Origin of the sequence: Ornithinimicrobium kibberense (genome assembly GCF_006519705.1) — a bacterium.
In the GTDB taxonomy this organism is placed as follows: domain Bacteria; phylum Actinomycetota; class Actinomycetes; order Actinomycetales; family Dermatophilaceae; genus Ornithinicoccus; species Ornithinicoccus kibberensis.
The window spans coordinates 286380-309373 of record NZ_VFXM01000001.1; the positions used below are offsets into that span (position 1 = coordinate 286380).

Sequence of the window (22994 nt, forward strand, 5' to 3'; positions counted from 1 at the left end):
GCCGGGCCGTCCGAGGGCCGAGCTCAGTCGCCCCGGCGCAGCCGCAGCGCCTCGCGGGCCTCCTCGATCTCCTCCCAGGGGATCGTCCCCGTGTCCCGCTCGAGCGTCTCCTCCGGCCCCTTGCCGGCGAGCAGCACGGTGTCCTGCGGGGCCGCCTCGCGCACGGCGTACCGGATCGCCTCGCGCCGGTCCCCGATGGAGACGTAGTTGTCGCGGCCGGCCTCGCGGGCACCGCGTTCCATCTCGGCCAGGATGTCCTCCAGGGGCGTGTCCCGGTGGTCCTCCTCGGTGAGGACGACGCGGTCCGCGCGCAGGGTGGCGACCTCCCCCAGGGGCGCCCGCTTGGACGGGTCCCGGGGGCCGCCGGCGGAGCCGATGACGACCCACAGCTGTCCCTCGGTGGTCACGCGGACGGTCTCGAGGGCCTTGTCCAGGCTGGGCGGGGTGTGCGCGAAGTCGACGATCACCCGGGGGTCGCCGTCCTGCCGCTCGACCATCTCCATCCGCCCCGCCACCCCGCCGAAGCCCGACAGGGCCTCGACCGCAGCCCGTTGCGGGACTCCCGTCGCTGCCACCCCGGCCATGGCGGCGAGGGCGTTGGCGACGTTGAAGCGGCCGATCATCGGCAGCCGCGCCGGCATCTGCCCCTCGGGCCCGTGGACGGTGAAGGTGATCTCCGCGGGCCCCTCCTCGACGTCGGTGGCGCGCCAGTCGGCCTCGTTGCCCTCCGCGGAGTATGTCGTGCACGTGCGCCCGCCCTCCGTCGCCAGGGGGACCAGCCGCTCGAACCAGGGCCCGTCGTCGACGTTGAGGACGCTGTGGGCGGCCCGTCGGACCAGCTTGGCCTTGTCGGCGAAGTACTGCTCCATCGAGCCGTGGAAGTCCAGGTGCTCGCCGGTGAGGTTGGTCCACACGGCCACGTCGTAGGAGACGCCCCGCACCCGGTCCAGCGCCAGGGCGTGGCTGGAGGACTCCACGACGGCGGCGGTCGCCCCGTGCCGGACCATCTCGCGCAGGATGTGCTGGACCTGCGGCGCCTCGGGGGTGGTGAAGTGGGAGGGCGGCTGGCGCAGGACCCCGTCGGGCAGCTCGTAGCCGATCGTCGACAGGAGGCCGGTCCGGGAGCCGGTCGCGCGCAGCAGGTGCAGGGCCAGGCAGGAGGTGGTCGTCTTGCCGTCGGTGCCGGTGACGCCCACGACGGTGAGGTGGTCGCTCGGGCGGCCCATGACCTCGGTCGCCGCGTCCGCCAGGGCGGCCCGGGCGTCGCTGACCGCCAGGTAGGGCAGGTTGCAGCGCAGCCCCTCGGGCAGTCCCTCGCCCGCGACGGCGACCGCGCCCCGCTCGATGGCCTCGTCCATGAAGCCGTGCCCGTCGAAACGGGCGCCCCTGATCGCCACGAAGAGGTCGCCGGGGCGGATCCAGGCCGCCTGGTGGCTGACCCCGGTCACCTCGATGCCCCGGGGGTGGTCGGGAGTGTCGGCCAGCTGGGCGTCGAGGGCCACGACGAGGTCGGCGAGCTTCATGGCGACACCCTAGCCAGCGGGGTCCACAGGCCGGTCGTTCCGGGGCGACGCGACGGTCGAGGGTGGGTAGGATCGCGGTCAGGTGCAGGGGTCCACCGACGTCCATACGCCTCCGGCGTGCCGTGCGCATCCGGGGCGTGCCACAACCAGACACGCGCCGACAGGCGCACGACGCAAGGGGAAGACACATGAGCACCACATTCCGCCGTGGGGCTGGCGCCATCGCCGCCGGCCTCCTCGTTGCCGGTGGTGGCACGATGGCCCACGCCGATTCGCACGACAACACCAACCAGACCGGGTACTGGGTGACCTATCTCGAGGCCGAGGGTTACGTCGACGTCACCTGCACGAAGGTGGAGGCGGGCCAGCTGTCCGCCCTGGGCACCGTGGGCCAGGTCGACACCGACGGCGACGGCGAGCCCGACACCCAGGCCGTCACCGTCAACGACCCCTGGCTGCTGGCCGTGGTCAAGGCCGGTTCCACCGACGCGTCCGTGGACGACGAGAACACCCTCTGGTGGGACGTCGCCGCCGGTGACGCGATCTACCACAAGTCCGGCAAGGACATCTCCCACGTCATCGGCTGCAACGGCGTGCTGCCCGAGGAGCCCACCGACGAGCCCGAGCAGCCCACCGACGAGCCGGAACAGCCCACGGACGAGCCGGAACAGCCCACCGACGAGCCCGAGCAGCCGGGCACCCCTGGTGACGGCGACGACGCCGGGAAGCCGATCGGTCCCATCGTGCAGACGGACGTCCCCGAGAAGGGCGTCAACCCGGCGCTGCCGCTGGCGGCCGTCGCCGCGGCCGGACTGGGTCTGGCCGGCCTCGGCCTGCGTCGCCGCGGTCAGGAGCACTGAGCGGGGGCATGCCGACCGTTCGTCGGCGGGGGGACCGCGCAGCTGGCGTGGTCCCCCCGCTGGTCCTCGTCGTCGGAGGCCTGCTTGTCGCGCTGGTGGCGGGCGCCCTCCTGCTCGCCACGCTCCTGGGAGGAGGACGGCCACCGACCACGTCGTCACCCACACCGCCCGTGACGACGGCCGCTCCGCCGACCACCACGACCGAGGACAGGACGTCGTCCTCGACGTCTGCGGACGACCCTGCCGGGCAGGCCGCCGCCGCTCCCGCCGACGGCCCCGCGCCGACGGCGGGGCTCCAGGGGTGGAGCGCCTCGGCCAGGGCCGACGCCACGGACTCCGGCACCAGGCCGCCCGCCTCGGGGTCCTCCCCCTCCGCCGGCTCGTCCACGGGAACGGGCGCCGGCGCCGAGGCCGCGGTCCCCGCCGGTGCGCCGGCCTGGATCCGCATCTCCAGCGCGGCGGTGGACGGGGCGATCGTCCCCCAGGGCCTGGCCGCCGACGGGACCATCAACCCCGGGCGGAACGAGGTCATCTGGTTCACCGGCAGCAACCGGGTCAGCCCCGGCCAGGTGGGCACGTCCGTGGTCGCCGGACACGTGACCTGGGAGGGCGCCCCGGACGCGTTCGCCCAGCTGCCCTCCGTCGGCGTCGGCGACACGGTGGAGGTCGGCTACAGCGACGGTTCCGCCCGCTCGTTCACGGTGACCAGCACCGCGGCCGTGGACAAGGACGCACTGGCCCGCTCGCTGACGGTCTGGGGACCGCACCCCGACCGACCACGGTTGGCCATCATCACCTGCGACCCGGTGCTGGGCTACCAGGCGGACGGCCACACCGAGGCCAACTTCGTCGTCATCGCCGAGGGGTGACCCCTGGCCGGTCCGGTGACGCCCTGACCGGTCCGGGGTGACCCCCTGGCCGGTCCGGTGCGCCCGCCGGGCCGTGGGCGGCAACGTTGCACCTCCCATACCCCCTGGGGTATATTTCTCGACAGATCGATCCGATCGTCCCCGTCGAAAGGACCCCTCCCATGTGCAGTGCCGTGAAGTGCCGCCAGTGCGGCAAGACGACCTGGGCCGGCTGCGGCCGCCACGTCGACCAGGTGATGAAGGGCGTGCCGAGCTTCCAGCGCTGCGCCGGCCACGAGCAGGAGGTCGGCGCCGGCGCCGGCTTCTTCGGCAAGCTGTTCGGTCGCTGACCCGTCCCTGACCAGAACCCCGCGGTGGACCCCTTGTCTCCACCGCGGGGTTCTGCCGTCCCCGGCACGGACGTCCCGGCCCCGGATCACCAGCGCCGGCCCCGGGCCCGGGTCAGCGGCGTACGAGCCAGACCGGCTGGTAGGTCGACAGGTAGACCGACCCGTCGTCGGTGAGGTTGGGCGGGAAGCCGTTGAGCGCGTCCACCGCCCCGTCCAGGTTGATGCCCTGCTCCCGCACCCACCAGGCCGGCACGGTCCGCGGCTGCTCGGTGACGTTGTAGAGCTGCAGCATCGGCCCCACCGGATGCCGGCGCAGGACGACGAAGACGCCCGGGTCGGGCGCGGCCACCGTCTCGGCCGGCCACGAGGCGTGCAGGTGCGGGAGCGAGGCCCGCACCCGGGCCAGGTGCTGCATCCCCGCCCACACACGGCCGACGGCGGACCCGGGATCGCTCCGGGCCTCCTCCACGCAGTCCCAGTCCAACCGGGGTCGGTGGGCCCAGCGGTTGTCCCCGTCGTGCTCGGGCACCTCGTCCCAGTGCTCGTCGTTGAGCTGGGCGATCTCGTCCCCGGACCAGATCACCGGGATGCCGCCCCAGCCGTAGACGACGGCATACCCGAGCAGGAGGCGGGCGACCGCCACGTCCACGGCCTGGGCGGCCTCCTCGAAGCCCTCCTCGTCGACCGCGGCGTCGAGCCGCCGCAGCGCGCCGCCCAGGCCGACGAGGCTGGCGGCGCTGCCGGAGATCCGCCGGTCGCCCGTCGCCGGGTTGTGCTGGAAGACCAGCCCCTCGGCGGTCGACCCCTCGAACTCGCCGGAGTAGTAGTCGGACAAAAACTTCCGGTGCGCCCAGCCGTCGACCATGACCGAGCGGGCGTCGTCGTCGTCGATGGCCCACCCGATGTCGTCGTGGCAGCGCAGGTAGGTGATCCACGCCGAGGTGGACGGCACCTGGGGGAAGCGGCTGAGGGCCCGTTCGGCCAGGCGCGAGTCGCGGCTGGCCAGCATCGACCAGATCTGCACCATGAGGCTGTTATGGTAGGCGAGGTCGGACACCTTGCCGTGGTGCCGGCCCTGCCCGAGGTAGTGGACCAGCTCGTTGGGGCCCACGATCGCCTCGGCGAGGAAGACGAGCGAGGGCGCGGTGATCCGGCTGACCGCGCGCAGCGCCTGGGTGAGCTGGTGCACCTCCGGCTCGTTCTGGCAGGCCGTCCCCATCCGCTTCCAGATGAAGGCGATGGCGTCCAGGCGCAGCACCTCGACCCCCTGGTTGGCCAGGAAGAGGATGACGTCGGCGATCTCGCAGAAGACGTCCGGGTTCTCCCAGGCCAGGTCCCACTGGTAGCTGTTGAAGGTGGTCCAGACCCAGCCGTCGAGCTCCTCGTCGAGGGTGAAGCTGCCCGGGGCGAAGTCGGGGAAGACCTCCGGCAGCGTCGCCTCGTAGGCGTCGGGGACGGTCCGGTCGGGGTAGACGTGGAAGTAGCGGCGGTAGTGCTCGTCGCCGGCCCGGGCGGCCTGCGCCCATTCGTGCTCGCGGGCGACGTGGTTGAGCACCAGGTCCAGGCACAGGCTGATCCCCTGCTCGCGCAGCGCACGGGTCAGGGCGCGCAGGTCCGCCATCGTGCCCAGGTCCTCCCGCACGCGCCGGTAGTCGGCGACCGCGTAGCCGCCGTCGTTGGGCGCCGGTCGCGGCTGCAGCAGCGGCATCAGGTGCAGGTAGGTCACGCCCAGCTGCCGAAGGTGGTCGGCGTGCCGGGCGACCCCGGCCAGCGTCCCCTCGGGGGCGAACCGCTCGGCGTAGGCGGCGTAGCCGACAACGCCGGGCCGCTGGAACCAGTCGGGCTCCAGGGAGCGCCGCTCGTCCAGCAGGTGCAGGTCGTCCTCCCGCTCCAGGTATGCAGCCGCCGCCAGCTCCAGGACCCGCGCGGCCACGGCGGGCGGGTCGGGGTAGGGCGAGAGCCCGTCGACGAGGTCGGCCCACCAGCGGGACACCCGCAGGGCGAAGGTGGTGCGGCGGTGCTCGGGCAGGGGGGCCAGCGTGCGTTCGAGACGCTCGCGCGCTGACGCCGGCAGGTCGGTCGGCCACGGCAGGTCACGGCTCACCCCGCCATGACACCACACGGCCGCCCGCAGCGGGTGCTGCGGGCGGCCGTGGGGCCGGTGCGGGCGGGGCTCAGCCCTTGACCGCCCCGGAGGTCATGCCGCGGACCAGGAAGTTCTGGAGCGTGAAGAACACGATCATCGGCAGCACCATGGAGATGAATGCGCCCGCGGTCAGCAGCTCGGCGCCCTGACCCTGGGTGCCCAGCAGCTGCTGGAGCTTGACGATCACCGTGGTGTTGTCGTTGGACAGGAACAGCTTGGCGATGAGCAGGTCGTTCCACACCCACAGGAACTGCAGGGTGGCGAAGGCCGCCATCGCCGGCATGGCCATCGGGGCGATCAGCTTCCAGAAGATCTGGAAGTTGGAGCACCCGTCGATGCGCGCCGACTCGACCACGCTGTAGGGCAGCGAGGCCATGTAGTTGCGCAGGACGTAGATGGCCAGCGGCATCCCGAACCCGGTGTGCAGCAGCCAGACCGCGAGGTACTGGCCCGAGATGCCCAGGCCGCGCGGGCCGAGCAGGTCCAGCAGCGGCTGGAAGGCCACCTGGATCGGCACCACCATCACCGCGACGATGATGATGAACAGCACGTCCTTGCCCTTGAAGTCCATGAACGTGAAGGCGTAGGCCGCGAACGCCGCGAACATGATCGGGATGATCGTGGCCGGGACCGCCACCGCGATCCCGTTGAGGAAGGCGTTGCCCAGGTCGGCCTGCTCGAACACCCGGGCGTAGTTCTCGGTGGTCCAGCCGCCCTCCCACAGCGCCGCCCACCACCCGGAGGTGGCGGCGGCGTCGCGGGTGCGGAAGCTGGTGATGAGCAGACCCAGCGTCGGCAGGGTCCACAGCACCGCCAGCAGGAACATCGTCACCATCGAGACGACGCTGCGCTGACGTCCGTCCTTGAGTCGTCCGGCGCTCATCGGGTGGCCTCCTGCTCACGGAACTGCTTGACCTGGTAGATCAGGATCGGGATGACGGCGATGAGGAGGATGACCACGATCGCCGTGGCCCGACCGGCCTGGCCGCGGGCGAACAGCTCGTTGAAGAACATGTTCGCGATGACGTCGGTGTTGTTCCGGCCGTTGGTCAGCACGTAGACGATGTCGAAGACCTTCATCACCAGGATCAGGACGGTGATGAACACCGTGATGATCGTGGCGCGGATCTGCGGGATGACCACCTTCCAGAAGATCTGCCACTCGCTGGCCCCGTCGATCCGGGCGGCCTCGATGGTGTCCTCGGGGACACCCTTGATGGCCGAGGACAGCAGCACCATGGCGAACCCGGTCTGCAGCCAGATGAGGATGACCATGAGCAGCAGGCTGTTGAGCCGCCCCGTCTCGATCGCCAGCCAGTTCTGCGGCTGGCCGCCGAACTGCTGGACGATCGCGTTGAGCACACCGGTCTGCGGACGCCCCGGCGCCTGGTAGGCGTAGACGGTCGTCAGCCAGATCGCCGAGGCCGCCACGAAGCTGATCGCCATCGGCAGGAAGATGAAGCTCTTGGCCCACTTCTCGCTGCTGGCCGACAGCTTGTCGGCCAGGACGGCCACGACGACCCCGAGGGCCACCGTGATCGCCGGGACGATCGCGATCCACAGCACGTTGTTGAGGATCGCCGACCAGAACGCGCTGCTGCTGAACAGCTCGGTGTAGTTGGCCCACGGTGGTTCGCGGTACTCCGTGCTGTCCCGGTTGGCGAACGAGTAGTGGATCGTCTGGATCGTCGGGTAGAGCAGCATCAGCGCGATGAGGCTGAAGCCCGGCAGCAGGAAGGCGTAGGGGATGAGCCCGTGCTCCAGCCGTCGGGGCAGTGCCTCGACCGCGACGTTGATGAACCAGAACAGGATCGCCGCGCCGCCGACGCCGACCACGAGGCCGAGGGCCCCCATGAGCAGCTTGCTGTTGAAGAACCAGCCCGGGTAGTAGGCGAAGGCGAGGAACAGGTTGAACATCAACCACAACGTCAGCGCGATGCCGACGACGCCGATGAGCAGCTTGACCGGCTGCAGGCCGGCGTCGTCGGGCACCGACGCCTGCGGCGAGACGTCGTCGACCCGGGGGTCGTCACCGGGAACGTCCTGCCCGACGGGCGGGGTCGAGTGGGAGGAGGTCATGGTCTCACTCGTCCTCGGACCCGCCGGCGACCTGCTTCTGGTCCTCCGGCCACGCCTGCCACATCTCCGCGGTGACCTCCTCGGCCGTCTTGGTGCCGTCCTGGAACTCGACCATGCCCTTCCAGAAGGCGTCCGAGCCGACCTCCTTGGGCATCACGTCGGAGGCGTCGTAGCGGAACACGTCGGCGGTGTAGGCCATCTCCGCGATCTGCCGGGTGGTCTCGTCCGGGTAGAGGCTGGTGTCGAAGGAGGTGTGCGGCGAGAGCCAGCCACCACCCTCGGCCCAGGGACCGCCGAACTCGTCGGAGGTGAGGAACTCCATGAGGGCCACGGTGTCGTCGTCGAAGCTGAACGCCGCGGCGAGGTCGCCGCCGCCCAGGATGGGCTGGCCGTCGTAACCGTCCTCGGCCGGCGGGAAGACGAAGATGCCGACCTCCTCGTCGAGGTTCTCCTGGACGTCCTCGGGGAAGAATCCGGTGGCGAAGTTGCCCTGCCGCATGAGGTAGCAGTCGGGCTCCTCCGCGAAGGCGGGCGTCATCGCGTCCGCGAACGGCGTGGAGACGATGCCGGTGACACCGCCCAGGACGTTGCCCTCCTCCGTGGACAGTTCCTTGTAGGCTTCGAACGCCTCGATGACACGCGGGTCGTCGAAGGGGATCCGGCCGTACATCCAGTCGTCGTAGACGTCCGGACCGTGCAGGCGGAGCATGTACTCCTCGATCCAGTCGGTGCCGACCCAGCCGGTCGCCTGCGCCGACTCCCACCCGATGCACCACGGTGCCGCATCGGTCTCCGACTTGATCTGCTCGCTGATCTCGTCGAGCTCCTCGAGGCTGGCCGGCTCCGTGCTCCAGCCGCCCTCCTCGTAGGCCTGCTTGGGATACCAGACGATGGACTTCACGGCCATCCGCATCGGAGCGGCGTAGACCCGTCCCTGATATCGCGCGGAGTCGAGGAAGCCCGGCACCAACGTCGCCTCGATGGCGTCGTAGTCGAGCATCTGGTCGATCGGCACGACCTTGCCGTCGGCCGCCATCTGCATGACGCCGCCGGGCTGGGGGAACAGCCCGATGTCCGGCGCGTCGCCGGAGTTGACCCGCAGCAGGACGGTCGTGGTGAAGTCCTGGTCGGAGGTGTACTGGACGTCGATGCCCGACTCCTCCTCGAACTCCTGGAGGGACTCGACGAAGAGCTCCTCCTCGCCGCCGCCGAACGCGCCCAGCACGGTGACCACACCGTCGCCAGGGTCCGGGGAGGCCTGGCCGCCGAAGCCGCCGGTGCCACCGGCGTCGCCCTCGGGGTTCTGCAGGCACCCGGTCAGGGTCAGGGCACCCGTCACGGCCAGGGCCGTGACCGTGCCGCGTCGTGCACGTGAACTCGCCACCTTTGGCTCCTTCCTCACGGTGCCGACCGTCGCGACCGCAGGACCGGAGCGCGCATCGGCCGACACGAGATGTCTCGACCCTACTCAGTGGGCAGGTTCACGTCGCGGGAGCCAGGTCACGCTTTGGTCACGGTCCCGTCGTCCGTCTCCTCCCTCCAGTCGCTGGCCCTCCCCCCGCCCCCCGCCTGGCGTTCCGTCCGTCTCACGCCGGCTCCACGCTCCGCACCGCCTCGAACCGCACGCGCAGCCGCACGCCCGGCGCCTGGACCGTGTAGCAGGTGCGTCCGCGCGAGAGGACCCGGGCGGCGACGCCGTGGTAGCGGCCGGGGGCCGTGATGCGCACCAGCTCGCCGGGGCGCAGCGTGCCGGGCGGCCGACCGTCGGAACCGGCGGCGGCCGACGGGTCCTGCAGCTGCCGCCAGCCCTGGGCGACCTGGGGGCCGAGCTGCTCCGGCGGGACCGGCCGGCCGTCCAGGCTCCAGCACAGCGCCCGGTCCCGGTCGGGCACCCCGCGGCAGCGGGCGCACAGCAGCAGCCGCTCCGGGCGGCGGTGCCGGTGCACGACGTGCCCGGCCGCGCACCGGCCCTGCCACCTGCCCGGCACGACGGGCTGGTCCACCGAGTAGCACCGCTCCCCCGTCGCCCCGATCGACCTGGCGGTGCGTCGCCACACGGCGTCGTGCCCGTGCCGGGGACCGACGAGGGCATGGGCCACCTCGTGCAGCACCGTCTCCTGCACCTCGGCCTCGTCCTGGGCCGCCGTGATCGCCCGGCTCAGCGTGATCCGCCGGTCGCGGAAGTGGCACGCGCCCGCCCGCACGCGTGCCCTGTCGAAGGCGAACGTCCACCCGTCCAGCCCGTGCTCGTCCATCGTCTCGCGCGCCATCCGCGCCGCCCTCCCCAGCTCCATGGCCGCGATGCTAGCCAGGACCACCGACGGACCCTCCACCCGTGCGGGCGGTGCGCGGAACCCCGCCCGGCCGGGCCCCGGCGAGTATGGTCAGGGTCGTGAATCGGGAAAAGGTCGTCTTCGGCTTCTTCGTGCTGCTGGCCGCGACGCTGAACTTCGGGTACGTGGTCGGTGACATCGACAACCCGAGGCTGCACAACGTCTACGAGCTCTACGCCGCCGTCGCCGTCAACATCATCGCCACCATCCTCAAGTTCGGCGACCGGACCCAGATCGGCGCGGTCCAGCTGGCGACCAGCCTGGTGGCCAGCATCCAGCTGATCATCGCCGCCCTCGTGTGGATCTGGGGCTCGCACGTCGACGCCGGCGGGCTGACGGGGGAGCACATGGCCAGCGTCGTCTCGATCGCCGCCGGGGCGCTCCTGGCCAACTTCGTCTCGGTCATCCTGCTCATCATGGAGACCGTCTCCTACCGGCGCCGCTGACGCGCCCGCCGCCCCGGCTGCACCGCATACCCCATGGCCAACCTCCTCCAGCTCCTCCGAGGCGGCACCCCCGCCCGCGCCCGGCCCGACAGCCTGCGCCGGGTCCGCGTCGACGTGCCCGCCGAGCCGCCGGGCACCGACGCGGTCTTCCTCATCCTGCGCCGGGTGCGCACCCCTCTCGTCGTCCTCGTCTCGGTCTTCGCGGTGATGACCTTCGGCCTGTCCCTCATGCCGGGGACCGAGGAGAACCCCGACCGGCTCTCGGTCTTCGACTCCTTCTACGTCATCAGCTACACCGGCCTGACGATCGGCTACGGCGAGGTGCCGCACGCCTTCTCCTACCCGCAGCGCATCTGGGTCACGCTGACGATCTACGCCAGCGTCGTGGCCTGGTCCTACTCCATCGGCGCCCTGCTGTCCCTGGCCCAGGAGCAGACCTTCCGCCGGGCGCTGGCGCTCAACCGGTTCACCCGCAAGGTGCGGGCCATCCAGGAGCCCTTCGTCCTCGTCGTGGGCTACGGGCAGGCCGGCGAGGCCGTGTGCCGGGCCCTGGAGGACCAGGGCCGCAACTTCGTCGTCCTCGACAGCCACCCCGAACGCATCGAGCACCTCGCCCTCGACAACTACACCACCGACGTGCCGGCGATGGCCGCCAGCGGGCGCGACCCGCGCATCCTGGGCATGGCCGGGCTGGGCCACCCCAACTGCGAGGCGGTGCTGGCCCTCACCGACAACGACGAGACCAACCTCTCGGTCGTCATGACCGTCAACCTGCTGCGGCCCGAGCTCATGGTCATCGCCCGGTGCAGCGACCGCGAGCACGCCCAGCAGATGCACGACTTCGCCGCCGACGTGGTCATCAACCCCTTCGACCGCTACGGCGCCTACCTGGTGATGGCGCTGCGTCGGCCCTCCGGCTTCCGCCTCGCCTCCTGGCTGATGAGCCCGCGCGGCTCGGAGCTGCCGCACAAGCTGGAGCACCTCACCGACGGCCACTGGGTGGTCTCGGCCGACGGGACCTTCGGCTTCGAGGTCACCCGCGACCTGGAGAGCGCCGGCCTGGACGTCGTCCTCGTCGACCCGGCGGACGGGCGGCCCGACGTCAGCGACGCGGTCGGCTTCATCGCCGGTGCCGAGTCGGACATCGTCAACATGGCGATGGCCGCGCACGCCCGGATCGAGAACGACAACCTCTTCATCGCCGTCCGGCAGAACTCGGCCGTCAACCACGCCCCGCTGCGCGCCTTCGACGCCGACTCGGTGTTCGTGCCCACCGAGCTGCTCGCCCGCGAGGCGGTCGCGCGGATCACCTCGCCCAACTACTGGAGCTTCATCGACCACGTCCTGCACGAGGACGACGACTGGGACGCCCAGGTGATGGACGAGATCGTGGCCGTCGTCGGGGACGCCACCCCGGTCAGCACCCGGGTCGAGGTCGACCAGCGGTCGGCCCCGGCCGCGGTCCGGTGGATGCGCACCCAGGAGCTGACCCTCGGCGACCTGCTCCGCGACCCCGACGACCGCACGGTCCGGCTCGCGGTCTACCCGGCGGTGCTGGTCCGCGAGGGCCGGCGCATGTTCACCCCCGACCTCGACAAGCCGCTGGCCGAGGGTGACACGCTGCTGCTGCTGGGCAAGGAGCAGGACCTGGCGCTGGTGCGCTCCACCGTCTTCCACGACGCCGCGGTGGAGTACGTCGCCACCGGGCGCGAGGTGGCCACCGCCTGGGTGTTCCGGGTCTGGCAGAAACGGGTCGCCCGCCGCGCGCGGAAGCGTCCTCCGGGCGGTCGGGGGTCGGTCGCCGCCTGAGCCTCCGGACCCTGGCGTCCGACCCGTCGGAGGAGGACACTGGAGGTGAGGGCACCGTCGCCCTCGGAGGTGCACCATGACCGGCCCCGCCCGTTCCCCCCGTCGACCCCCCCGGCGCGTCCGCGCGTTCCTCCCCCTGCTGCTGGCCGGCGTGCTGGCCGGGCCGCTCGCCGCCTGCGGGGGCGACGACCCGCCCGGCGACGCGGCACAGACGACCGCCCCCAGCGGCACGCCCAGCGCGGCGCCTGCTCCCAGCGCGGACGACCCCACCCCCACCCCCTCCCCCTCGGAGTCCCGGTCCCCGTCCGCGACGACGACCACGGCACCGCCCACCTCACCGGCCCCCACCTCCCCTGTGCCCACCTCGCCGGACCGGACCACGGCACCGGCGCCCACGGCATACCCCTCCCCGTCCCCGACGGTGCGGCCCTCGCCGACGACGCCGGCGCCGACCCCCACGACGCCGTCCGTCCCGCTGCCGGACCCGTGGACGACCGTGGGCGAGTGGGCCGGGCTGGACGTCGAGGCCTTCGACACCGACCGGGCCGTCGTCGCGCTGACCTTCGACGGCGGGGCCTCGGACGCCGCGCTGACCTCCATCCTGGGGACGCTGCGGGAGGAGGGCGTGCCGGCCACCTTCTTCGTCACCGGCGACTTCGCCCGGGCCTACCCCGGCGGCGTCACCGCGATCGCCCGGGCCGGCCACCCGGTCGGCAACCACAGCGACACGCACGTGTCCTTCCCCGACTCCACCAACGCCGAGATCCACGACGAGCTGGTGCGTGCCGACGCGGCCATCTCGGCCCTGACGGGGCGGGCGACGGCGCCGCTGTTCCGGTTCCCGTTCGGCGACCGGACGCCGTTGGACATCGAGGTGGTCAACGACGAGGGCTACGTGCCGATCCGCTGGACGGTGGACACCCTCGGGTGGCAGGGCACGAGCGGTGGCATCACGACCGCCGTCGTCCGGGACCGGGTGCTGGACACCGCCCGACCCGGCCAGGTCGTGCTCATGCACGTGGGCGCCCACCCGGAGGACGGCTCCACCCTCGACGCCGACGCGCTGCCGGGGATGATCGCCGACCTCCGGGCGCTGGGCTACGGCTTCACGACGGTGCCGCAGCTGCTGGCCGAGGGGCGGTGACCGGAGCGGACCGCCTCAGCGGCTGCGCACCTCGACGATGTGCCCGACGACCCCCGGCACCCAGCCGGTCTCGCGACGCATCCAGCGGACCGCCACGAGGTTGCTGGGGACCACGACGAAGTCGCCCGCGGCGACGGCCAGGTCGGTGCCGAAGACGTCGGTGACGACCTCCCAGGCCAGGTCGGTGTGCCGGTGCAGGTGCTCGCCCACGGCGATGGCGTAGCGCTCGACGATCGCGTCGTGGTCCTCGGCCTTGTCCTTCAGCCACCGGGCCAGGGCGCGGTCGAGGCCCGCACCGATCGAGGCGGGGTCGTCGACGTCGACCCCCTCGTCCGCCAGCGCCGCGAGCCCGGCGTCGATCCCCTCGCGCTCCTCCGGGCCGAGCTTGCGCGACTCGGGGGTCAGCGGCAGGTCCTCGGTCGTGGACGCGCCCGGGTCGGGCAGGGTGCGCACCCGGGTCTCGGTGGGGTTCTTGCTCCGCTCCGACAGGTCGGAGGCGGCGCGGCGGACGCGGTCGAACAGGCCCATCTGCCCAGACTACGACCGACCCGCCCCCGCACGCTTGGTGCGGGGGCGGGTCGGGGTATGCAGCGGCGTCGGGACGGGACGCGACGGCGCCGCGGGAGGGGGCCGGATCAGCCCACGGTGAGCTGCTGGCCCTCGATGATGAGGTCGGCGTCGGCGATGCCGTTGAGGGAGACCAGGGTCTCCACGGTGGTGCCGTGCTCCTGCGCCAGGGCGGCGAGGGTGTCGCCGCGCTCGACGGTGATCGTCGCGCCCTCGGCGCCGTCGGCCGGGATGAGCATGACGTCGCCGGCGAAGATGAGGCGGCCGCCGTCGGCGAGGTCGTTGAGCGCGACCAGCTCGGAGACGGTGCTGCCGTGGTCGCGGGCGATGAGGAAGGTGGTCTCGCCGCGGGCGATGACGTGCTCGACGACGTCCTGGGCCACCTCGACGGCCTGCGGGGCCGGGGCGGCCTGCGGGGCCGGGGCGGCCTGCTCGACCGGGGCCTGCTGGGCGGGGGCCTGCTGCTGGGGCGCGGCGGGCTGGGCCGGGGCCGGCTGCTGCGGCGCGGGCTCGACCGGGGCGGACTGGGTCTCGACCGGCTCCTGCACCGGTTCGCTGGGCTGCTCGACCGGGGCCGGGGCCGGGGCGCTGGAGCCGCCCGCGGTCAGGCCCGCCCGTACGGAGCAGACCGGCCAGGCGCCCGGACCCTGGACGGCCAGGACGTTCTCGGCGATCGCGATCTGCTGCTCGCGGCTGGCCAGGTCGGCGCGCGGGGCGTAGTCGAGCCCGCCGAAGCCCTCCCAGGTGCTCTGGACGAACTGCAGGCCGCCGTAGAACCCGTTGCCGGTGTTGATCGACCAGTCGCCGCCCGACTCGCAGGCCGCGACGCGGTCCCAGGTGGCGCCGTCGGCGGCGGAGGCCGGGCCGGAGGTGGCGATGCCGGCCATGGTGGCCAGGCCCGCGGCCGCCGCCACGGAGGACACGCGGAACGAGCGGGTGCGGGTGGTCGTGGTGGTGCGGTGCTTCATGCGTGGGTACCTCACGGGGAACAGGGGTCAGGGTCTGCCGGTCGGGAGTCACGCCCGACGGCGATGACGTGCGACGGCCACCCGGAGGGTGGCACGGCTCCCAACGGTGAGGTCTCGTCCTGGGAAAGGCAAACCGCCTTCTGCCAGGAACCATCCAGACTTCCTCGTGATCGTTTCGTGATCTTTCCGTGATCTGCGGTGATCCGACGTGGTTGTGAGACCCATCACACCGGGTCTGACGGGGCCGCCCAGACCGCGCCACGGTCCCCGTCGACGACGACCCGCAGGCCGTCGGGAAGCTCCCGCGTGCCGGTCCCGGTGCCCATCACCGCCGGGATCCCGTACTCCCGCGCCACGATCGCGGCGTGCGAGGCCATCCCGCCGTGATCCACGACGACGGCGGCCGCCCGCTGGAACAGGGGCCGTCCACCCGGGGTTGGTCGACGTGCACACGAGCACCTCCCCGGGGCGCAGACGGCCGAACTCGGCCGGCCCCGCGACGACCCGCACCGGGCCGGTCGCCCGGCCTCCGCCCGCCGGGGTGCCCACGGCCAGGACGTCGCCGGACGCCTCCCGCCGGGGGTAGAGGGTGGTCGTCGCGATGAGGGGGCTGCCCGCCAGCTCCTGGTAGGCCGCGCGCCGCCGGGCCGCCGCCTCCCGCAGCGCACCCGGCCAGGGACCGTCCCGGGCGGTGAGCTCGTCCAGGGTGAGGAACCACACGCCCTCCGGGTCGTCCAGCACACTGTCGGCGGCCAGGCGACGTCCCGCCTCCTGCAGCGCCCGGTGCACCGCCGGCATCGTCCTGCTCAGCTCGAAGTGGGTGTCCTCCCGCAGGGCCGTGCCGGCCGCCGCACGCTGCACCAGCTCGCCGGCCGGCGCCCGGAGCACCCCCGGGGGGCGCCGGTGTCCCCTCGGCCGGGAGGAGGGCGCGGACCAGCCCGAGCACGGTCGCCGGGGACCGTCCCCACGTCGGGTCGTGCACGAGGAGCAGGCTCGTGGTCTCCCGGTGGCCGTAGGCCTGGAGGAACCGTCGGAGCCGGTCGACCCACCGCTGCGCGCCCGCCAGGGCCGCGACGTCCTCGACCTGCACCGGCCCGTCGCTCCCGAGCAGGTCGACGAGCCCGGGGACCGTCGCCGCCTCCCGGGCCAGGGCGGACAGCTCCTCGTTGGCCGCCCGCGTCCGCGTGGGGGCGCCGAGCAGGAGGTCGGCGACGGCGCTCCGTCGACCGGTCAGCGCGGACACGACGAGGAGGCGGCCGATCGCCACGAACCCGGCCGGCAGGTGCGCGACCCGGACGGCCGTCACCAGGTCGACGAGCTCGGCGGCCCGCCGCGGCACGGCCACGAGCTCCTCCCAGGCCAGCTCCTCCGGGTCGAGGGCGTCCAGCGCCGCCACCCCGGCCCGGTAGTCGGCCAGCCGCGGGTCGTCGACCCACTCCCTCGGGTCCGACCGCAGGCCGCGCACGATGGACCGCAGCACCCGGACCGGCGTCCGCACGGTGGGGCGCGGCGCGGCCGGGACGAACTGCTGGACGACCGCGTCCTGCGCCGGGAGGACGTCGGCGAACCGGACCACGACGCCCGCCAGGCCCCCCACCATCTCCTCCACGTGCCGGCCGACGGTCGGCCGGATCCAGGCGGTGAGCTCCAGCGGCAGCGGGCGGCGGGGCAGCAGCTCGAGGATCACCGGGCCGTGGATCCGCTGGAACCTGCCCAGCGGGACGGGCGGCGGGGGAAGGGCGGTCATCGGCCGGGCCTGCAGGACGACGAGCTCGCCGCCGGCGAACGCCCACTCCACGTCCTGCGGCCGGCCCAGGGAGGTGGCGACCGCCCGGCCGGCCCGGGCCAGCCGGGCCGCCTGCCCGTCCGTGAGCACCTGGCCGTCCCCGCCCGCCCTCCGCTCCACCACGGCCCCGTCCTCGGCGACGACGAGGTGCTCCGGGGTCACCCGTCCCGACACCACGGCCTCACCGAGCCCGCGGGCCGCGTCGACGACGACCCGGTCGCGTCGCCCGGTGACGGGGTCGGCGGTGAAGAGGACGCCGGCGGTGTCGGCCGGGACCATCCGCTGGACGACGACGGCCATCGCCACCGACCTCGGGTCGACGCCCAGCCGCTCGCGGTAGTCCACCCCACGCTCCGACCACAGGGAGGCCCAGCACCTCCGGACGGCGTCGAGCACCGCGTCGGCGCCCTCGACGTCGAGGAAGGTGTCCTGCTGCCCGGCGAAGGTGGCCCCCGGCAGGTCCTCCGCCGTCGCGCTCGAGCGGACCGCGACCGGCCCGCCGCCCAGACCCCGGTATGCCGTGCGCACGGCCTCCGCGAGGTCCTCCGGCACCGGGGTGTCCAGCACCTGGGGCACCGACGCGGCGGCGCCCACGGCATACCGGTAGGCGTCGGTGGTGACCACGAACCCGGGCGGGACCCGCACGCCCGCCCCGAGCAGCTCCCCGAGGCCGGCCGCCTTGCCGCCCACGCTCGGCAGGTCGGCGGCACCGACCGACCCGAGGTCGAGGACGAGGTCGCCGCTCATGTCCCCGACACTAGGGGGTCGGGGGGCCGTTGGCGCGGGGCGGCGAAGGTGGGAAGGTGGGGTCATGAAGCGGGAGTACGAGCAGGCCACCGCAGTCGGCAACGCGCCACTGCGGATCCGGACCCGGGGACGGGCGGTGCTGTCCAACCCGATGACCAACCGGGGGACGGCCTTCACCGAGGCGGAGCGCGAGGCCCTCGAGCTCGACGGTCTGATGCCGACCGCGTTCACGACGCTGGAGAACCAGACCCAGCGGGTTTACGAGCAGTTCCGGTCGACCAAGACCATGCTCGGCAAGTTCCTCACGCTCAACGCCCTGCGCGACCGCAACGAGGTGCTCTTCTACCACCTGCTCTCCAGCCACCTGGAGGAGATGCTGCCGGTCGTCTACACCCCGACGATCGGCGAGGCGATCGAGCGCTTCAGCCACACCTACAACCGGCCGCGCGGGGTGTTCCTGTCGATCGACCACCCGGAGAAGGTCGAGCAGGGGCTGCGCAACTACGGGCTGGACGCCGAGGACGTGGACCTGGTGTGCGTCACCGACTCCGAGGGCATCCTCGGCATCGGCGACCAGGGCATCGGCGGCATCCAGATCGCCATCGGCAAGCTGTCCGTCTACACCGCCGCGGCCGGGGTCCACCCGCGCCGGACGATCCCGATCGTGCTGGACACCGGCACCGACAACCTCGGTCTGCTCTCCAGCGACATGTACCTCGGCGAGCGGCACGCCCGGGTGCGCGGCGAGCGCTACGACGAGTTCGTCGACCAGTTCGTGCAGACGGTGACCAAGCTGTTCCCGCACGCGATGATCCACTGGGAGGACATCGGCACCGCCAACGCCCACCGGATCCTGGAGCGCTACCGCGACGAGGTGTGCACCTTCAACGACGACATCCAGGGCACGGCGGCCGTCGTGCTGGCCGCCCTGCTGGCCGGCGTCGACGTCACCGGCACCAGCCTCGACGAGCAGCGCATCGTCATCTTCGGGGCCGGCAGCGCCGGCATCGGGATCGCCGACCTGGTCAAGGACCAGATGCTGCGCACCCGCGCCGCCCGGACCGAGGAGGAGGCCTACAGCCACTTCTGGCCCATCGGCCTGCAGGGCCTCTACGTCGACGACGACGACACCCTGCACGACTTCCAGCGGGTCTACGCCCGGCGCCGGGAGGAGGTGGCGGACTGGGACGTGGCCGACCCCGAGCGCATCGGCCTGCTCGACGTCATCCGCAACGTGCGGCCGACGATCCTCATCGGCACCTCCACCAAGGGCGGGGCCTTCACCCAGGAGGTCGTCGAGGAGATGGCCCGGCACAACCCCCGGCCGATCATCTTCCCGCTGTCCAACCCCACCAGCCGCGCCGAGGCCACGCCTGCCGACATCCTGCGGTGGACCGACGGCAAGGCGCTCGTGGCCACCGGGAGCCCGTTCGAGCCGGTCACCCACGACGGCATCCGGCACACCATCGCCCAGTCCAACAACGCGCTGATCTTCCCGGGCCTGGGCCTGGGCGTGGCCGCCTGCCGGGCGACCCGGATCACGCCTGGGATGATCGCCGCCGCCTCGCAGGCGCTGGCCGGGCTCGTCAACGCCTGGCGTCCGGGCGCCCCGCTGCTGCCCGGGATCGGCGACCTGCGCCTGGTGTCGGCGACGGTGGCGATCGAGGTGGCCAGGCAGGCCGCCAAGGAGGGCGTCGCTGAGCGGCCGCTCACGGACCCGGTCCAGCAGGTCTACGAACGGATGTGGCAGCCGCGCTACCCGAAGGTCGAGGCGATCTGAGGGCAGGAACGCCCCGGTCCGTGCCGGACTTGACCTAGGTCAAGGAACCGGGGGCGCAACGTCCGTAGCGTGAGGTCATCAGCCCCGAACGGGGACATGACACCACGCGAAAGGACGCCGTGATGACCACCGCGAGCACCGACCGGACGACCACCACCACCCGCACCACCCTGCGCGCCGAGGGCTTCTCCTGCCCCTCCTGCGTGGCCAAGATCGAGAAGCAGGTGGGCCGCCTCGCCGGCGTGGAGTCCGTGAAGGTGCACTTCGGATCGGCCCGGATCGAGGTCGACCACGACGAGGCCCGCGTGAGCGTGGACGACCTCGTGGCCGCGGTCGCCAAGGCCGGCTACACCGCCCGCCCCGCCGCCTTCTGAGGCCCGCGCATGCACCAGATCCAGACCTGGCTGCACGGCCGGTGGGCCGTGCCCACGCTCTCCGGGTCGGCGATCCTCGCCTCGCTCGTGCTGAGCCGGGTGCCGGACCTGCCGGGCTGGGGCGACGTGCTGATGATCCTCGCCGCCGTCGTGGCCGGGACCCCCGTCGTGCTCAAGGCCTGGCGGGCGTTGACCGCCCGCGTCGTCGGCATCGACCTGCTCGTCTCGATCGCCGCGATCGGCGCCGTGATCATCGGCAACTACTGGGAGGCGGCGGCGGTCACCTTCCTCTTCGCCGTCGGCCACGCCCTGGAGGCCGCCACCCTCAACAAGACCCGGTCGGCGCTGGCCGAGCTCGTCGCGGTCGCGCCCGACGTCGCCGTCGTGCTGCGCGACGGCGAGCAGGTCGAGGTGCCGGCCGCCCAGGTGGGCACCGGCGAGACCGTCCTCGTCAAGAACGGCACCAAGGTCCCGGTCGATGGCACCGTGTCCGGCGGCACCGGGGCCCTCGACGAGGCCTCCATCACCGGCGAGTCCATCCCGGTCGAGAAGTCGGCCGGGGACCAGGTGTTCGCCGGCACGATCGCCACCGGCGGGTTCCTCCAGGTCACCGCGACCGGCGTGGGCGCCGACACGACGCTGGCCCGCATCATCCACCGGGTCGAGGAGGCCCAGGACGCCAAGGCGCGGACGCAGGCGTTCATGGACCGGTTCTCCGCCTGGTACACCCCCGCGATCATCGTGCTCGCGCTCGGCGTGGGCCTGCTGACGCAGGACGTCGTCCTCGCGCTGACCCTGCTCGTCATCGGCTGCCCCGGTGCGCTGGTCATCTCCATCCCGGTCTCGATCGTCGCCGGCATCGGCCGCGGCGCCAAGGACGGCATCCTCATCAAGGGCGGGGAGTTCCTCGAGACCTCCGCGAAGATCGACGCTGTCGCGCTGGACAAGACCGGCACCCTCACCGAGGGCCGTCCGCGGCTGACCGACGTGGTGGTCCTGGGCGACCTCGACCGCGACGAGGTGCTGCAGCTGGCCGCCCGCGCCGAGGCCGGGTCGGAGCACCCCCTGGCCCGCCCGGTCCTCGAGGCCGCTGCGGCCGAGGGCCTGCAGGTCCCCGGCCTGCCCGAGCACACCGAGCCGGTGCCCGGCAAGGGCGTCGTCGCCACGCTGGACGGCTCGCGCGTGGCCGTGGGCAACCTGGCTCTGGTCGCGGAGGAGCAGGACGCCGCCGCGACCGACGCGTCGGGGGGCGACCTCTCCCGCGCGGCGCAGGTCGTCGAGGAGCTGGCCGCCGCCGGCCGGACCCCCATGGTCGTCGCCCGCGACGGCCGCGTGCTCGGCGTCGTGGCCGTCGCCGACCGGGTCCGGGACGACGCCCCCGAGATGGTGCGTCGCCTGCACGCCGCGGGCGTGAAGAAGGTCGTCATGCTGACCGGCGACATCGAGCCGGTCGCCCGCGCCGTCGGCGCCGCCGTCGGGGTGGACGAGGTCCGTGCCGGCCTGCTGCCCGAGGACAAGCTCGAGTCGGTCGAGGACCTGCGGCGCCAGGGCTACGTCGTGGCCATGGTCGGCGACGGCGTCAACGACGCCCCTGCGCTGGCCACCGCCGACATCGGCGTGGCGATGGGTGCAGCGGGCACCGGGGTGGCCATCGAGACGGCCGACATCGCGCTCATGAAGGACGACCTGCTCAAGCTGCCCGAGGCGGTCTCGCTGGCCCGCCGCACCGTCAACACCATGCGGCAGAACATCGCGGTCGCGCTGCTGACGGTCGCCGCGCTCCTGGCCGGCGTGCTCTTCGGCGGCGTCACCATGGCGATCGGCATGCTCGTGCACGAGGTCTCGGTGCTCGTCGTCATCGTCAACGCGATGCGGCTGCTGCGCCGCCACCGCGGCACGGACGTCCGGTCGCAGGACGACCACCGCGGCCCGGGCCGCTCCGCCGGCGCCGCCCCGTCGGAGGACGACGCACCGTCGGCCGGCACCGTCAGGCAGGCACAGGCCTCGAACCCTGTCAGCGCCTGACGGTCCCGCCCGGCCCCACGGGGTGAGGTCGGGTAGGTCGGACCTCCATCGCCGGACAGGGCGATGGAGGTCCTTCCTCGTCCCCTGGTCAGCGCGTCCGCGGCGGGTATACGCCGTTGGCCTCCCGCCTACGAGTTGGCGACCAGCCAACGGCGGAGCAGACCAGCCTGGGGCGCCTCGGGATACATCTCGACGCCGAGCCAGACCACGGGGGGTCCGGCCGCGCCCAGTTCGCGCTCAAGACGGCCCGGCGGGGTCCGGGCGCAGAGACGAAGGGCCTCAAGGACCGAGCGGGAACGGTCGGGGAACGGGCGCTTCGTCCTTCGCTCCACAGCCTCCACAGCGGCGTTCTCGGCGGGACTCAGCTGGTGCGGGCCCCTCCCCAGCACACTCACCTCGACGCTCTCGAGCTCGGTGTACCCCGGCGCGGCCCAGACCTCTTCGATCGACGAGTAGTCTCCGTTGAGGTGGCCCGGTCCCCAGCATCGGAACCAGTACCGTGCCGCGGGGACGGGGGCCGCGATCGCAGACCGGGTGCGGTCGTGCAGGTGGGCCCCGACGACCAGCATCCCGATGCCTGCTGCGCTCCCTTGCAGGACGACGCGCCGGCTCGGCCGACCCGGGGACAGGTACATCAGGATTCCTTCTCCCCTCGTGAGGCGAGTTCGTCGCGCATCAGGTCCGCGTGCGGAGCGTCCGGGCAGATTATCAGTGCGGCTCGCAGGGTCGGGCTGGGCAGGGTGTGCGGACCGCCCTCGGGCGGGAGTCGGGTGCAGGTGCTCAGCAGGTCCTCGACAACGACCAAGGGGTCGGACGTCTCCGGGGCGGCCACCTCGACCGCGGCTTCCTCCGTAGGCAGGAGCCCAGGGTCGGCGCCCAGCAGGAGCACTGCGCAGGACTCGATCTGGAGGTAGTCGGGGGCCGCCCAGACCTCGTCGAGGCTGGTCAGCGGCGGCAAACTCCTGCCGTCGATCGTCGCGCAGTCGAAACGGAACCGAGGCGCGTCCGGCGGGTCGGAATGATCGGACCTGACGGACGTCGTCGGCGGAGGGGAGGGGAACGTCGGTCGGCTGGGAGTACCGGTCTCCCGGGCGCAGCCCGCCGCCAGGAGCGTGACGAGGAGGGGGGCGAGAAATGGGTGCGACCCGTCCGAGGGGCGTCGGTTCATGGCAGCAGGGTGGTGAACCCGTTCCAGCCCGACCCGACCTG

General features: G+C 72.8%; 20 protein-coding genes. 9 read left to right on the plus strand and 11 right to left on the minus strand.

The genetic code is table 11. The features are described from left to right. Positions 1 to 23: 23 nt before the first annotated feature. A complete protein-coding gene (locus FJR00_RS01355) occupies positions 24 to 1523 on the minus strand; it encodes a UDP-N-acetylmuramoyl-L-alanyl-D-glutamate--2,6-diaminopimelate ligase (protein WP_141337112.1) in 1500 nt (499 codons plus the stop codon). A gap of 188 nt (positions 1524 to 1711) precedes the next feature. Here FJR00_RS01355 and FJR00_RS01360 point away from each other — a divergent pair, with 188 nt between their 5' ends. The 3 genes from FJR00_RS01360 to FJR00_RS15640 all read left to right on the plus strand — a co-directional run bounded on the left by FJR00_RS01360 (position 1712) and on the right by FJR00_RS15640 (position 3581). Then, positions 1712 to 2383, plus strand: a complete 672-nt coding sequence (locus FJR00_RS01360; RefSeq protein WP_141337113.1) for a hypothetical protein — start codon at positions 1712 to 1714, stop codon at positions 2381 to 2383. An 8-nt stretch (positions 2384 to 2391) separates the two neighbouring features. Continuing rightward, positions 2392 to 3252 (plus strand): class F sortase, encoded by an 861-nt coding sequence (locus FJR00_RS01365; protein ID WP_141337114.1) that lies wholly within the window; start codon positions 2392 to 2394, stop codon positions 3250 to 3252. A gap of 161 nt (positions 3253 to 3413) precedes the next feature. Then, a complete protein-coding gene (locus FJR00_RS15640; protein WP_181409438.1) occupies positions 3414 to 3581 on the plus strand; it encodes a hypothetical protein in 168 nt (55 codons plus the stop codon). Positions 3582 to 3693: 112 nt separating this feature from the next. On the opposite strand, the gene FJR00_RS01370 is transcribed toward FJR00_RS15640, so the two are convergent. The 5 genes from FJR00_RS01370 to FJR00_RS01390 all read right to left on the minus strand — a co-directional run bounded on the left by FJR00_RS01370 (position 3694) and on the right by FJR00_RS01390 (position 10100). After that, entirely contained in the window at positions 3694 to 5685 is a 1992-nt protein-coding gene (locus tag FJR00_RS01370) for an alpha-amylase family protein (RefSeq protein ID WP_238330236.1), read from the minus strand. Between the two features lie 70 nt (positions 5686 to 5755). Next, positions 5756 to 6610 carry a carbohydrate ABC transporter permease gene (locus tag FJR00_RS01375; RefSeq protein ID WP_141337115.1) on the minus strand — a complete coding sequence of 285 codons (855 nt, stop codon included), beginning with the start codon at positions 6608 to 6610 and terminating at the stop codon, positions 5756 to 5758. After that, entirely contained in the window at positions 6607 to 7806 is a 1200-nt protein-coding gene (locus FJR00_RS01380) for a carbohydrate ABC transporter permease (RefSeq protein WP_141337116.1), read from the minus strand. The genes FJR00_RS01375 and FJR00_RS01380 overlap by 4 nt, the downstream gene beginning before the upstream one ends. 4 nt (positions 7807 to 7810) lie before the next feature. Continuing rightward, entirely contained in the window at positions 7811 to 9190 is a 1380-nt protein-coding gene (locus FJR00_RS01385; RefSeq protein ID WP_141337117.1) for an ABC transporter substrate-binding protein, read from the minus strand. Between the two features lie 202 nt (positions 9191 to 9392). Then, entirely contained in the window at positions 9393 to 10100 is a 708-nt protein-coding gene (locus FJR00_RS01390; protein WP_141337118.1) for a SprT family zinc-dependent metalloprotease, read from the minus strand. 98 nt (positions 10101 to 10198) lie between these two features. Between FJR00_RS01390 and FJR00_RS01395 the strand changes: the two genes are divergently transcribed. The 3 genes from FJR00_RS01395 (at position 10199) to FJR00_RS01405 (ending at position 13538) form a co-directional block, all read left to right on the plus strand. Then, positions 10199 to 10585 carry a DUF6394 family protein gene (locus tag FJR00_RS01395; protein WP_075958215.1) on the plus strand — a complete coding sequence of 129 codons (387 nt, stop codon included), beginning with the start codon at positions 10199 to 10201 and terminating at the stop codon, positions 10583 to 10585. 33 nt (positions 10586 to 10618) lie between these two features. Beyond that, positions 10619 to 12394 carry an NAD-binding protein gene (locus FJR00_RS16465; protein ID WP_141337119.1) on the plus strand — a complete coding sequence of 592 codons (1776 nt, stop codon included), beginning with the start codon at positions 10619 to 10621 and terminating at the stop codon, positions 12392 to 12394. A 76-nt stretch (positions 12395 to 12470) separates the two neighbouring features. Beyond that, positions 12471 to 13538 carry a polysaccharide deacetylase family protein gene (locus FJR00_RS01405; protein WP_141337120.1) on the plus strand — a complete coding sequence of 356 codons (1068 nt, stop codon included), beginning with the start codon at positions 12471 to 12473 and terminating at the stop codon, positions 13536 to 13538. Positions 13539 to 13553: 15 nt separating this feature from the next. Here the strand turns inward: FJR00_RS01405 and FJR00_RS01410 are convergent, their stop codons facing one another. The 4 genes from FJR00_RS01410 to FJR00_RS16150 all read right to left on the minus strand — a co-directional run bounded on the left by FJR00_RS01410 (position 13554) and on the right by FJR00_RS16150 (position 17606). Continuing rightward, positions 13554 to 14066, minus strand: coding sequence for a DUF3806 domain-containing protein (locus FJR00_RS01410; protein WP_141337121.1), 513 nt, complete (start codon positions 14064 to 14066; stop codon positions 13554 to 13556). 107 nt (positions 14067 to 14173) lie between these two features. Then, positions 14174 to 15073 carry a transglycosylase family protein gene (locus FJR00_RS16470; RefSeq protein WP_141337122.1) on the minus strand — a complete coding sequence of 300 codons (900 nt, stop codon included), beginning with the start codon at positions 15071 to 15073 and terminating at the stop codon, positions 14174 to 14176. 224 nt (positions 15074 to 15297) lie between these two features. Continuing rightward, entirely contained in the window at positions 15298 to 15465 is a 168-nt protein-coding gene (locus tag FJR00_RS16145; RefSeq protein ID WP_337678378.1) for a PEP-utilizing enzyme, read from the minus strand. After that, entirely contained in the window at positions 15399 to 17606 is a 2208-nt protein-coding gene (locus tag FJR00_RS16150; RefSeq protein ID WP_141337124.1) for a PEP/pyruvate-binding domain-containing protein, read from the minus strand. Before FJR00_RS16150 ends, FJR00_RS16145 begins: the two co-directional genes overlap by 67 nt. A 64-nt stretch (positions 17607 to 17670) precedes the next feature. Here FJR00_RS16150 and FJR00_RS01430 point away from each other — a divergent pair, with 64 nt between their 5' ends. The 3 genes from FJR00_RS01430 to FJR00_RS01440 all read left to right on the plus strand — a co-directional run bounded on the left by FJR00_RS01430 (position 17671) and on the right by FJR00_RS01440 (position 21785). Next, a complete protein-coding gene (locus tag FJR00_RS01430; RefSeq protein WP_141337125.1) occupies positions 17671 to 19386 on the plus strand; it encodes an NAD-dependent malic enzyme in 1716 nt (571 codons plus the stop codon). 122 nt (positions 19387 to 19508) lie between these two features. Continuing rightward, positions 19509 to 19760, plus strand: coding sequence for a heavy-metal-associated domain-containing protein (locus FJR00_RS01435; protein ID WP_141337126.1), 252 nt, complete (start codon positions 19509 to 19511; stop codon positions 19758 to 19760). 9 nt (positions 19761 to 19769) lie between these two features. Continuing rightward, entirely contained in the window at positions 19770 to 21785 is a 2016-nt protein-coding gene (locus FJR00_RS01440) for a heavy metal translocating P-type ATPase (RefSeq protein ID WP_141337127.1), read from the plus strand. 634 nt (positions 21786 to 22419) lie between these two features. Here the strand turns inward: FJR00_RS01440 and FJR00_RS16155 are convergent. After that, positions 22420 to 22994 (minus strand): hypothetical protein (locus FJR00_RS16155; RefSeq protein ID WP_420359007.1); only part of this gene is annotated, 575 nt, incomplete at its 5' end.

Excerpts from the sequence above, each read along its gene's own strand:
- FJR00_RS01355 (WP_141337112.1), bottom strand. The coding sequence starts at position 1,523 with ATGAAGCTCGCCGACCTCGTCGTGGCCCTCGACGCCCAGCTGGCCGAC.
- FJR00_RS01360 (WP_141337113.1), top strand. The coding sequence starts at position 1,712 with ATGAGCACCACATTCCGCCGTGGGGCTGGCGCCATCGCCGCCGGCCTC.
- FJR00_RS01365 (WP_141337114.1), top strand. The coding sequence starts at position 2,392 with ATGCCGACCGTTCGTCGGCGGGGGGACCGCGCAGCTGGCGTGGTCCCC.
- FJR00_RS15640 (WP_181409438.1), top strand. The coding sequence starts at position 3,414 with ATGTGCAGTGCCGTGAAGTGCCGCCAGTGCGGCAAGACGACCTGGGCC.
- FJR00_RS01375 (WP_141337115.1), bottom strand. The coding sequence starts at position 6,610 with ATGAGCGCCGGACGACTCAAGGACGGACGTCAGCGCAGCGTCGTCTCG.
- FJR00_RS01380 (WP_141337116.1), bottom strand. The coding sequence starts at position 7,806 with ATGACCTCCTCCCACTCGACCCCGCCCGTCGGGCAGGACGTTCCCGGT.
- FJR00_RS01390 (WP_141337118.1), bottom strand. The coding sequence starts at position 10,100 with ATGGAGCTGGGGAGGGCGGCGCGGATGGCGCGCGAGACGATGGACGAG.
- FJR00_RS16465 (WP_141337119.1), top strand. The coding sequence starts at position 10,619 with ATGGCCAACCTCCTCCAGCTCCTCCGAGGCGGCACCCCCGCCCGCGCC.
- FJR00_RS01405 (WP_141337120.1), top strand. The coding sequence starts at position 12,471 with ATGACCGGCCCCGCCCGTTCCCCCCGTCGACCCCCCCGGCGCGTCCGC.
- FJR00_RS01410 (WP_141337121.1), bottom strand. The coding sequence starts at position 14,066 with ATGGGCCTGTTCGACCGCGTCCGCCGCGCCGCCTCCGACCTGTCGGAG.
- FJR00_RS16470 (WP_141337122.1), bottom strand. The coding sequence starts at position 15,073 with ATGAAGCACCGCACCACCACGACCACCCGCACCCGCTCGTTCCGCGTG.
- FJR00_RS16150 (WP_141337124.1), bottom strand. The coding sequence starts at position 17,606 with ATGAGCGGCGACCTCGTCCTCGACCTCGGGTCGGTCGGTGCCGCCGAC.
- FJR00_RS01430 (WP_141337125.1), top strand. The coding sequence starts at position 17,671 with ATGAAGCGGGAGTACGAGCAGGCCACCGCAGTCGGCAACGCGCCACTG.
- FJR00_RS01435 (WP_141337126.1), top strand. The coding sequence starts at position 19,509 with ATGACCACCGCGAGCACCGACCGGACGACCACCACCACCCGCACCACC.
- FJR00_RS01440 (WP_141337127.1), top strand. The coding sequence starts at position 19,770 with ATGCACCAGATCCAGACCTGGCTGCACGGCCGGTGGGCCGTGCCCACG.